Raw genomic sequence first — 11,111 nt, forward strand, 5'->3', positions numbered from 1 at the left:
ACTCTGGATCATTCTGGATAATCAACACCCTTGATTGTTTATATAAATTACACCATACCTGTTGATTATCTATCAGGAAGCTGTATTTTTTTGATTATTAAACTCGCAACAAATTATGTGGTTGAGGTATAATATAATTTAGTGGATAAATGCAATATCAAATCGCAGCGAACTCCTTATTATTATTTTGAAAAACTGTTGAAAAGGAAGCTTATTTCATATTAATAATTTTTTGTAGTTGAAAGAGAGTGGAACATTATGGGTCGTAAATGGAACAATATTAAAGAAAAAAAAGCATCAAAAGATGCAAATACGAGTCGTATATATGCGAAATTCGGAAAAGAAATTTATGTAGCAGCAAAACAGGGTGAACCGAATCCGGAATCGAATCGGGCCTTAAAAGTCGTGCTTGAGCGTGCCAAAACGTACAGTGTACCGAAAGCGATTATTGACCGTGCGCTTGAAAAGGCGAAGGGTGGTTCAGAAGAAAATTATGACGAGCTTCGTTATGAAGGCTTTGGACCGAACGGATCAATGATAATCGTAGATGCGCTGACAAATAACGTGAATCGTACTGCATCGGATGTGCGTGCTGCATTTAGTAAAAATGGCGGCAACATGGGAGTAAGCGGCTCTGTAGCATATATGTTTGATAGGGTGGCTGTTATCGGCCTTGAAGGTAAAACAGCCGATGAAGTGCTTGAAATATTAATGGAAGCGGATGTAGAGGTACGTGACATTTTAGAAGAAGATGAAGCGGTTATTGTTTATGCTGAACCTGATCAGTTCCATGCGGTACAGGAAGCATTCAAGAATGTTGGTATAACTGAATTTACAGTTGCAGAACTAACAATGCTTGCACAAAATGACATCACACTTCCAGAGGATGCACGAGTACAGTTTGAAAAATTGATTGATGCATTAGAAGATTTGGAAGATGTTCAACAAGTATACCACAATGTAGATTTTGGTGAATAATACATGAAAGCAGGCCTTTGCTATGTAACAGAAGGTCTGCTTATTTATTATAGAAACGACTTGACGTAGTAACAAAAGTTCAGGTGATTGGAAGGAGGAGATAAGGTGGACATTCTCGTTTTAGGTGGTGGTGTGGCAGCCAAAACTTCTGCAAAAGGTTGGAATGTCTTTTTTTGTGATTTTTTGCAAGGGTTATAAAAAATAGAGTGTTCACAAAAAAACCTTAACCGTCAAGAAAATGTCATAAAAGGGAGGGATTGTAAAGGATACAATAAGAGTAAGGAGGGATCAATATGAACAAGCAAATTCGAGTTTTTGATAGGTATATGGATAAGACACACCTAACAATTACAGAGGAAGAAGTTTTATTTCATTCTGAACAGCTTGGTGTACTTGATTGGTCTCGTGATTTGGTAAGAACGGATAAAGGCTATTTCGTTAGGGAGCAAAAAAATGTAGAGAATGCCAATGTTAACTATTATCACATTAGTCAGACAGTAGCCGAGCAGATTCTGCAAAATGAAGATAAACGAGAGATTTATAATCTATTGAAGGAAAACACATCGTATCAAGCATTAAAATAAAGTAAAAGCCGGAATTTAGTAATATGTAGCTAAATTCCGGCTTTTTGTTTTTTTACTTAGTAAGTAGCGCAGTTGAGATTTATCTGATATAATACAAGTTAGCGAATAGTTAATAATATCAGTAATTTTGGAGGAGTCTGTCACCCCTGGCCTCTTTATGCCTTCGGAGCCAAGGGTTACAGGCTTCTTTTTGTTTTTCGGGAGCCTTGGCACAGGGCTCCTTGTGTTTTTTTGGAGCCTTTTTATAGGCTCCTTTTGTTTTTTGTAAACACACAGCCTATGGAAGGACAACTAAAGAAGGGTGGAAATGATGGATGCTTATTTTTGAATTAGCGGTGATCTTGCTTGCGTCTAAACTGGCCGGGGATATTAGTGTAAGGTTGGGGCAACCTTCAGTTCTGGGTAAATTGCTTATTGGGATTGTGCTGGGTCCTGCCTTATTAGGAGTAATTACAAGTACGGACGTTCTTGGTGAACTAAGCCAAATCGGTGTTATTTTATTGATGTTTATTGCAGGACTGGAAACTGATATGGATGAATTTAAGCGAACAGGAAAAGCTTCCACTTATGTTGGAATAGCTGGCATTATCGCACCTTTATCATTAGGGTATGTAGCTGGTAGTATGATGGGATTGCCTGCTTTTCAATCTGTATTTTTAGGGTTATTGTTGTCTGCGACCAGTGTAAGTATCTCGGTACAAGCATTAAAGGAAATGGGAAATTTAAAAACCAGAGAAGGTACGACCATTCTGGGGGCCGCCGTTATTGATGATGTATTAGTAATTATTGCTCTGGCTTTTGTGATGAGTTTGGCTGGTGGGGATGTAAACCTTGGGATGGTTGTCCTTAAAAAAATTGCATTCTTTGCCGTAGCCATTTTACTCGGATGGAAAGTGGTGCCTTGGGCTTTAAGAATTTTTGCTCCATTACGTGTCACGGAGTCGATTATTTCTGCCGGGTTAATTATTTGCTTTTTATATGCTTTTTTGGCGGAATATGCTGGGGTCGCAGCGATTATCGGAGCGTATATCGCCGGGGTTGCAATTAGTTTAACGGATTACAAGCATGAGGTATTTGAAAAGGTAGAGACAATAGCATATGCAGTGTTTGTGCCTGTATTTTTCACTTCCATTGGAGTCGCTGCAAATTTTACGGGGATAGTTGACCATATCGGTTTGATTGTTGGACTTAGCATTTTGGCGATTTTAACAAAATTAATCGGTTCTGCAATCGGGGCTAAGGCGGCCGGTTTTTCATGGAAAAGCTCATTGGGGATCGGTTCGGCTATGGTGTCCCGTGGAGAAGTGGCTTTAATCATTGCGGCGATTGGACTGGAAAATAAACTTTTGCAACAAGATATGTTTACGGTTATTGTCATAGTTGTACTCATTACTACAATTGTTACTCCACCTATGATGAAGTTGTTTTTCACATCATCAAAGGAAAAACAAAAAAGTATAGCAGGATAAGTGTAAACAGTACTTTTTCTTAGAGGACCATAATGCACATATAATAAGTTGATTAATAAATAAATAGAAATGGCTATATAAGTTACACTTGATAGTTTGACATGATAACGTGGTTGGAAGTAGGAAATTCGGAAAAAAGAAGAGGTTGGATGCGCCCTGCGCTCCGGCAGAAGAAAGGCCAGCTGTCTTTTTCTACCTCCTGCCACAAAAGTTTGTCGATTTATCAAACCAGATGTATATAGCATTGCTGATGCTCTCTTATTTTTATAAAACACAAAGCAGCTTACTTGGTTTTTGTAAGCTGCTTTGTGTTTGATTTTAAACAAAAGCTTTCTTTATTTGAAATAAACAATCCCTTCCGGTCTAATGTGATAGTTTTCCTCATCCACTTTAACTAAAATGCAATCCGTGGAAACTTCCTCTAATGTCCCATTGATTATTTCGGTTCTCGTAGCAACGGATATGGTTGCCCCTTTTCTTTTACCCAAGTAGTTCAAAAAGCGTTCAGTAAATGTATTGACCTCTTGAGGAGCTGATCCCTCTTTTTCAACGGCTTTAGTGTCTTGTTTAACTTGATCTAACGCAGAATATGAAACAGGTTGAACATGCTTTTCTGAACTGTGTAAAGAATATGGAGGATAGGCGGGATAGAATGCATAAGGGGATGTGTACGAGTGATAAGGGTTTGGGTACACAAGGTAACACTCCTTTTAAATAGTTTTTTTCTAAAAGTTACCATACATCCTATGACTAGAAGCTGCGTATGTTGAGCCCAAAACTTTTTGAAAGAACTTTTCCTAAATTACACTTGTTATTTTAACGGGGGAGTGTGGTTGGAAGAAGGAGATTGGGAAAAAAGAAGAGGTTGGATGCCGCCCTGCGCTCCGGCAGAAGAGAGGCCAGTATGTCTTTTTCCGACGGTTCCCGCCCACCGCCCCTCCTTCTTTTCTTACTTCCTACCATAAAAATTTGTCCATTTATCAAATCAGGTGTATATAGAGAAGCAGGAGGGTGTAGCCCATCTATGTAAGGATATGAATCCGTGTTTTGTTTGTAACAATGGATTCTGTGACAGCTACTCCCGGTAATCCACGCCATCGGCTACGATTAAGATATCCACGTACTTCGTACCTTTCATAATTCGGTTTACGATTGACCCTTTAGCGATTTCCTCCCAGCGGGAGCGAGCCGACTGTCCGAGAACGATCTGGGTAATTCCTTTTTCATTGACGAAATCAATAATCACCTGTTCGGGTTTCCGGCCGGCTGAAGCACGGATATGAAATTCAGCGTTTAAGTCTTTAGCTAGATTCTCCAATAGTCGCATTTGTTTGCGGGTCGCATCGTCCATTTCCTGTACAAAATACAGTGGAATATTCAGGATATAGAGCTGGCATTTCAGGCGACTGGCAATGCGCCAGCCTCGGCGGATGAGCCGCTCGGCGTTAGGACGGTAATTGACGCAGACAAGAATTTTTTCATTCGCCCCCTTCATGCCATCAATACCATTCTCCTGCTTATAAGATTCTAGCCGTTCATCGACATCATCGGCGACCTCACGCAGGGCAATTTCCCGGAGAGCATTCAGGTTTCCGGTCCGAAAAAAGTTTTTCAGCGATTGTTCGATTTTCTCCGGCTTATAGATTAAGCCGGCTTTTAGGCGAGCACGTAGCTTCTCCGGTGGTGTATCGATCAGCTGAACCTCGGTTGCTTCATTCAGTATCCAATCCGGCACGCGCTCCCGTACTTTTACTCCTGTCAATTGTTCAACCGTATCGTTCAAGCTTTCCAGGTGCTGAATATTCATGGCCGTTATCACATGAATCCCGGCCTTTACAAGCTCCATTACGTCTTCGTAGCGCTTCCTATTTTTAGAGCCGGGTACATTCGTGTGGGCCAATTCATCGACAATGACATACTGTGGCCGACGGGTGAGCAGGCCGTCGACATCCATCTCCTGAAATTCTCTTCCTTTATATTGAACACTTTTCAGAGGAAAGACGGGCAGGCTGCCGATTTGTGCGGCTGTTTCGACGCGGCTGTGCGTTTCCACAAGACCGATGACAATGTCGATGCCTTTTTCCAGCAATTCATTACCTTCACATAGCATCATGTATGTTTTTCCGACACCCGGAGCGGCCCCGATAAAAATTTTCAAGTATCCCCGTTGCTCCCGTTCGATTATTTTTAATAGCTCCTCTGGTGTTTTTCTTTTTTCGTCCCCCATAGTAAAAACCTCCGAAAGCCACAGGCTGACAAGACAGCAAATGGCATCTGCTTTCGTATTTCGCCTCAAGACTTGGAGAAGTCGGGAACGTTTAGGTGGGAGATAAACCGCACCTAAACGCCCGATGCGTTCAACTAACACTCCGTGTGGAATGAAGAACTCTTCGGTGAGTGAAGTTTCGTGTTATTTGATTTGTTTTTGTAACGCGCGGTTTATAGTAAGTATATTCACACGTGGTTCACCGAAGATACCAAGCTGTCTTCCTTCGGTATGCTGATTGACTAAAGCGATGAGGGTTCGTTCACTAAGACCGGTCGCCTTGGCGATGCGCGGAATTTGCGCTTTAGCAGCTTCGGGTGACAGGTGAGGATCTAATCCAGAAGCGGAAGTCGTCACCAAATCTGCTGGAACTTGTTTTGCTAACATCGGATTTTCATTGCGGACTGCATTCACTGACGCCTCTACACCTTGGATATATTCTTCTGAAGAAACCGCAGCGTTAGTTGCCGCAGAAGCTGTTGGGTTATAGTCAGCAGCTGATGCCCGCGGATGGAAGTATTGTGGCGATGTAAATGCCTGTGCCAGCAATTCCGAGCCAATTATTTTCCCCTTTTCTTCTATTAAACTTCCCTGCGCCTGATAAGGGAATAGCACCTGTGCGATACCTGTAGTCAAAAGCGGATAAAGAAGACCGCATATAAGCATCAGTAGCACGGATGAGCGAATCGCAGTAAATATTGATTTCATTATTTTCTCCTCACTTTATATGCTGAATTACAGTAAACCGGATAAAATCATATCGATTACTTTGATGCCAACGAATGGAACTGCTACACCGCCCAGCCCGTAGATGAACAGATTGCGGCTTAACAGCCGATTGGCGCTCATTGGCTTATATTTGGCCCCTTTCATCGCAACCGGAATGAGAAGCGGGATAATAACCGCATTGAAAATGAGGGCGGACAAAATGGCCGATTGTGGTGACGCTAGATTCATAATGTTCAATGTATTTAGCTGTGGCAACGCCATAATAAATAGTGCCGGGATGATGGCGAAATATTTGGCGATATCATTCGCAATCGAGAAAGTAGTGAGTGCACCGCGTGTAATGAGTAACTGCTTACCTATCTCGATGACAGATAGAAGCTTCGTCGGGTCGGAGTCCAGATCGATCATGTTGGCAGCTTCTTTAGCAGCCATCGTACCCGAATTCATGGCGAGCCCGACATCGGCTTGTGCAAGTGCCGGGGCATCGTTTGTTCCGTCCCCGGTCATGGCCACGAGTTTGCCTTGGGCCTGTTCACGCTTGATGGCGGCAATTTTATCCTCTGGCTTTGCTTCGGCGATGAACTCATCGACACCGGCTTCCTGTGCAATCGTGGCTGCGGTTAGCGGATTGTCTCCTGTACACATGACGGTTTTAATCCCCATTGCCCGCAGCTCAGCAAACCGTTCTTTTAAGCCTGGTTTTACGGTATCTTTTAGATAGATGATGCCGAATACCTTGTTGTTAACTGCCACGGCTAATGGAGTGCCCCCTGCTTTGGCGATGTGAGACGCTTTATCTTCCAAATCGCGAGGCAGGGAGCCATTTTGTCCGGTTACGAATTTCTTAATTGCATCAACGGCACCCTTACGAATTTGTGTTCCGTCTGGTAAATTCAGTCCAGACATGCGGGTCTCCGCTGTAAACTCGATAATTTCTGCATCGTGGTATTCATATTCGGACCAATTGATCCCAAGGCTATTAGCTAGCTCGATGATAGAGCGTCCTTCCGGTGTCTCGTCCCTTACCGACGATTGTAGAGCTGCGAATGTTACTTCCTGCTCTAATATGCCGTCCAGCGGAACGAATTCGGCAGCCATTCGGTTTCCGAAAGTGATCGTTCCGGTTTTGTCCAGGATCATTGTATTAATGTCACCTGCCGCTTCGACCGCTTTACCAGACATTGCGAGTACGTTGAAACGGGTGACCCGATTCATTCCTGCAATGCCGATGGCAGATAACAGCCCGCCGATGGTTGTTGGGATGAGGCAGACAAGCAGTGCGATGAGCGTAGCTATATCCAATGTAACATTCAGATAGGTTGCCAACGGCACGAGCGTAATAATCACGAATAGAAAGATAAGGGTCAGCACCGCCAACAGAGTTGTTAGCGCAATCTCATTCGGCGTTTTCTGACGGGAAGCGCCTTCGACAAGTGAAATCATGCGATCCAGAAATGACTCGCCGGGATTGGTCGTTACCTTGATAATAATATAGTCAGAGACGACGCGTGTACCGCCAGTAACGGAGGAGAAATCGCCGCCAGCTTCTTTAATAACGGGTGCCGATTCTCCAGTAATGGCCGATTCGTCTATAGAAGCGAGTCCTTCGACAATTTCGCCGTCGGACGGGATAACATCTCCCGCATCAACGCGTACAATATCTCCTTTGCGGAGTTGAGTTGATGAGACCTCCTTGATGTAGCCGTCCTTTTGCAATAGTTTAGCGATTGTGTCCGATTTTGTTTTCCGCAGCGTATCCGCCTGAGCCTTGCCACGTCCTTCCGCCAGCGCCTCGGCGAAATTGGCGAATAGCACCGTGAAGAAAAGGACTAGGAATACGGCTATGTTGTATTCCCGGCTCACCGTGCTCGCGCCGAATGCGCCGGGGGCAAGGGAGAGAATGAGTGTAATAAAGGTACCGACTTCAACGATGAACATAACAGGGTTTTTTATCATGGTCAGCGGATTTAATTTTTTGAATGAATCGATGATTGCCTGAATGACAATTTCTTTATCGAGTGTTTTTTTCTGCTCAGTTGCCATAAAGCATCCTCCTTATATCAAGCGAAAGCCGTACTATTTATTGCCACATGCTTAACTGTTCCGCAATCGGCCCGAGCGCAAGCGCCGGGAAGAAAGTCAGCGCACCAACCACTACAATCATTACGAGCAGAATTAAAGCGAATAGCGGTGAATCTGTACGGAATGTACCGATTGTTACAGGCGCCACCGGTTTGGCTGCCAGTGAACCAGCGGCAGCTAGCAAGGCAATGATCGAGACATAGCGCCCGAACAGCATCACAAGTCCGATTGCCATGTTATAAAAGTTTGTATTAGCCGATAGTCCGGCAAAAGCGGAGCCGTTGTTTGCCGCACCGGATGTGAAAGCGTACAATACTTCAGAGATGCCGTGCGAGCCTGCATTCAGGATAGAAGCCACTGACTCGGGACGAAGGAATGCGATTGCGGTAGGTACCAGGATAATGACCGGATGGACGAGCAGGGCAATAGACGCCAATTTGATCTCTTTGCCTTCGATTTTCTTGCCGAGAAATTCCGGTGTCCGTCCTACCATTAAGCCGCAGATAAAAACAGTGAGAATCACGTACAGAAGACCGTTCATTAGACCAACCCCATCACCGCCGAACACGTTGTTCAGCATCATCTGTGCCAGTGGTACCAGACCGCCGATGGGTGTCAATGAATCATGCATATTATTGACCGATCCGGTAGTAGCAGCGGTCGTAACAGTCGTAAACAGAGCGGATTCGGAATAGCCGAATCGGACCTCCTTGCCTTCCATGTTGCCAGAAATACCAAGTGCTTGCAGTGCCGGTGTGCCTTTATATTCGGCGAGGAAAACGGTCGAGAGCATAATCAGGAAAATCGCTGCCATCGTAGCGAATAGGGTCCAGCCCTGCCGCTTGTTCTTGAGCATAATGCCGAACGCATACACGAGTGCTGTAGGGATGAACATCATGCATAGGATGTGGACAAGGTTGGTCAACGGTGTAGGATTTTCAAACGGATGCGAGGCATTCATGCCAAAGTAGCCTCCGCCGTTCGTTCCGATGTGCTTAATGGATTCTAGTGAAGCTACTGGTCCGCGTGTAATAACCTGTTGTGCTCCCTCTATCGATGTCGCTGTTTGTGCGCCATTCAATGTTTGCGGGGCCCCCTGAAATACGAGAAACAGGGCGACAAGCAGGGAGAGCGGTAGAAATACACGGGTCAGTGAACGAATCAGGTCAACATAGAAATTGCCGAGACTGTCTTCCTGAGCAGTTAATCCCCGGATAAAAGCGATCGCGGCAACCAGGCCGGTAGCAGCTGATGTAAACATCGGAAAGGTAATAGCCAGCATTTGCGACAGATAAGAAAGTCCGTTCTCTCCGCTGTAGGCCTGCCAGTTTGTATTCGTAATAAACGAAGCTGCCGTGTTGAACGCAAGTGCGCTCGACATGTTATCAATTCCGTCTGGATTAAATGGTAAATATTTTTGTAGGCGCAGTACCGCATACATCAGCATAACCATAGCAAAGTTGGATAGCAGCAAAGCTATGACGTATTGTTTCCAGCCCATTCTCTCGTCTTCACGTACGCCCATAATGCGGTACAGAATTTTTTCTATAGGCCTGAATATGTTGTCGAGCCTTGTTTTCTCATAGTTAAATACGTTAACAAGATAGCTGCCTGCCGGTTTGATAAGAATGGTAATGATAAGTAGTGTGACAGCTATCTGCACAATTCCTGTACTCATTTGAGAGCCTCCTATATGCAAGACATAACATTAGAATTTTTCCGGTTTAATAAGAACAAAACATAAATATAAAATCATGGCGAAAGCTATGCACACAATAACAGCCATACAACCACCCCCTTTATGTTCGATCACAAAATTCGGTAAATCCAAGAAAAAGAAGAAAAGACATAACGAATGTACTAATGATAACCGCATCGTTAAACATGGCTGTGAACGCTCCTTTCTTTTTTAGGGTTGGCCGCAAAAAAAGACCGGTAGATACTCTTCTCCTGTTGAACCGCATAGGGAAAGAAAGCCAGAGATGTAGATATTCCATTTTATGAAAATGGGATGTCCGGCTGGCGAACGCGGTTCACTGTCGGAGAAAAAGTATTACCGGTCTACGGAATGCCTGCCCCGTCGCCCCGGGCACGGACCTGCATTCTGTCCACCTGCTCTTTTTCTGAGAAACAGTGGTATGAAATTGTAAGCAAAACAAAAAGACCTTCAAAATATTGAAGAAGCCTCCTTTTCTACCGAATAACGGCAATAAAAAAGCCTCCTCAAATAGGCGGTCTTTAGACCTCCCTCGCATTAGCCGACGAAGTTAGCTGACGGGTAGGATGGCGAAAGAGCTGTTCTCATCCCTCCTTACATGGTGTAAGGATTAACCCCAAAAAAAGTGGGTCCTCCGCTCCCGGATGCACCGGGACTAGGCCAGTTATGCGGTTGTCGTATGTGATTTATTATAAGAGCGTCCTCATAGAAAAATAAAACCGGGAATTTGGAGAATTTCATGAGATTTTTAAGAGAAAAAGTAGAAATAAGCGAAATTAAATATATTTTTCATACAAAATTGGCTTTTATCTTTGATTTACTTTGTTTTTTGGCTTAAATCGGTTGGGGAAATGGAGATGAGAATATAAAGATAAAGTGTGTAAAAGAGGGAAAACTAAAGAAAAAAGAATATAAAATGATAATAATCAGGTTTTAAAGCATATTTTATGTCTTTACAAAGGATGAGATGCGAACGTAAGATGAATCCATCTTTATTTCAAATGAATAATATTTCCAATTGGATCGCTGAATCCCGATAAGGGAGCGGGGGAACCAAATGCAGGCATGTTTTTTCACATACTGCACGGGGTGAATCCCGGGATGACCCGGGTAGGGCGACTCTCACGCCCGAATCCGTCAGCTAACCTCGTAAGCGTGTAGGGGGGAGGACTGTTGTCATGGTAGTATGACAGCTTCTTTGCTGTGCAAAGTAAAGCCGCACGAAGAGACCTCTTCTGGCGGCTTTTGTTTGTTTTTTACACGCCTGTTGATTATCCATAAGGTGG

Annotated in this window: 8 protein-coding genes and 2 riboswitches; of the genes, 3 read left to right on the forward strand and 5 right to left on the reverse strand. The window is 44.0% G+C overall.

Features of this window, described 5'->3' with window-relative positions; translation table 11 throughout:
- Positions 1-258: 258 nt before the first annotated feature.
- The 3 genes from HMPREF0083_RS20745 to HMPREF0083_RS20755 all read left to right on the forward strand — a co-directional run bounded on the left by HMPREF0083_RS20745 (position 259) and on the right by HMPREF0083_RS20755 (position 3,031).
- Positions 259-978: a YebC/PmpR family DNA-binding transcriptional regulator gene (locus HMPREF0083_RS20745; protein ID WP_021623714.1), complete on the forward strand. Its 720-nt coding sequence runs from the start codon at positions 259-261 to the stop codon at positions 976-978.
- Positions 979-1,271: 293 nt separating this feature from the next.
- A complete protein-coding gene (locus HMPREF0083_RS20750; RefSeq protein ID WP_021623715.1) occupies positions 1,272-1,562 on the forward strand; it encodes a hypothetical protein in 291 nt (96 codons plus the stop codon).
- Positions 1,563-1,876: 314 nt separating this feature from the next.
- Complete coding sequence (locus tag HMPREF0083_RS20755; RefSeq protein WP_021623717.1) at positions 1,877-3,031, forward strand: cation:proton antiporter; 1,155 nt, start codon at positions 1,877-1,879, stop codon at positions 3,029-3,031.
- A 335-nt stretch (positions 3,032-3,366) separates the two neighbouring features.
- Here HMPREF0083_RS20755 and HMPREF0083_RS20760 read toward each other — a convergent pair whose 3' ends face one another.
- From HMPREF0083_RS20760 to kdpA, 5 genes are all read right to left on the reverse strand, one after another.
- Positions 3,367-3,726 (reverse strand): DUF2642 domain-containing protein, encoded by a 360-nt coding sequence (locus HMPREF0083_RS20760; protein WP_021623719.1) that lies wholly within the window; start codon positions 3,724-3,726, stop codon positions 3,367-3,369.
- A 380-nt stretch (positions 3,727-4,106) separates the two neighbouring features.
- Positions 4,107-5,258, reverse strand: a complete 1,152-nt coding sequence (gene kdpDN / locus HMPREF0083_RS20765; protein WP_021623721.1) for a KdpD-like non-kinase potassium sensor — start codon at positions 5,256-5,258, stop codon at positions 4,107-4,109.
- 183 nt (positions 5,259-5,441) lie between these two features.
- The gene (gene kdpC / locus HMPREF0083_RS20770) at positions 5,442-6,005 is read right to left on the reverse strand and encodes a potassium-transporting ATPase subunit KdpC (RefSeq protein ID WP_040304197.1); all 564 of its coding nucleotides are present in this window, start codon (positions 6,003-6,005) and stop codon (positions 5,442-5,444) included.
- 27 nt (positions 6,006-6,032) lie between these two features.
- Entirely contained in the window at positions 6,033-8,069 is a 2,037-nt protein-coding gene (gene kdpB, locus HMPREF0083_RS20775) for a potassium-transporting ATPase subunit KdpB (protein WP_021623723.1), read from the reverse strand.
- Between the two features lie 37 nt (positions 8,070-8,106).
- A complete protein-coding gene (gene kdpA, locus HMPREF0083_RS20780) occupies positions 8,107-9,786 on the reverse strand; it encodes a potassium-transporting ATPase subunit KdpA (protein ID WP_021623724.1) in 1,680 nt (559 codons plus the stop codon).
- A 563-nt stretch (positions 9,787-10,349) separates the two neighbouring features.
- Positions 10,350-10,497: riboswitch (cyclic di-AMP (ydaO/yuaA leader) on the reverse strand.
- A 342-nt stretch (positions 10,498-10,839) separates the two neighbouring features.
- Positions 10,840-10,995, forward strand: a riboswitch (cyclic di-AMP (ydaO/yuaA leader).
- Positions 10,996-11,111 lie beyond the last annotated feature (116 nt).

Source organism: Aneurinibacillus aneurinilyticus ATCC 12856, assembly GCF_000466385.1.
Lineage (GTDB): Bacteria > Bacillota > Bacilli > Aneurinibacillales > Aneurinibacillaceae > Aneurinibacillus > Aneurinibacillus aneurinilyticus.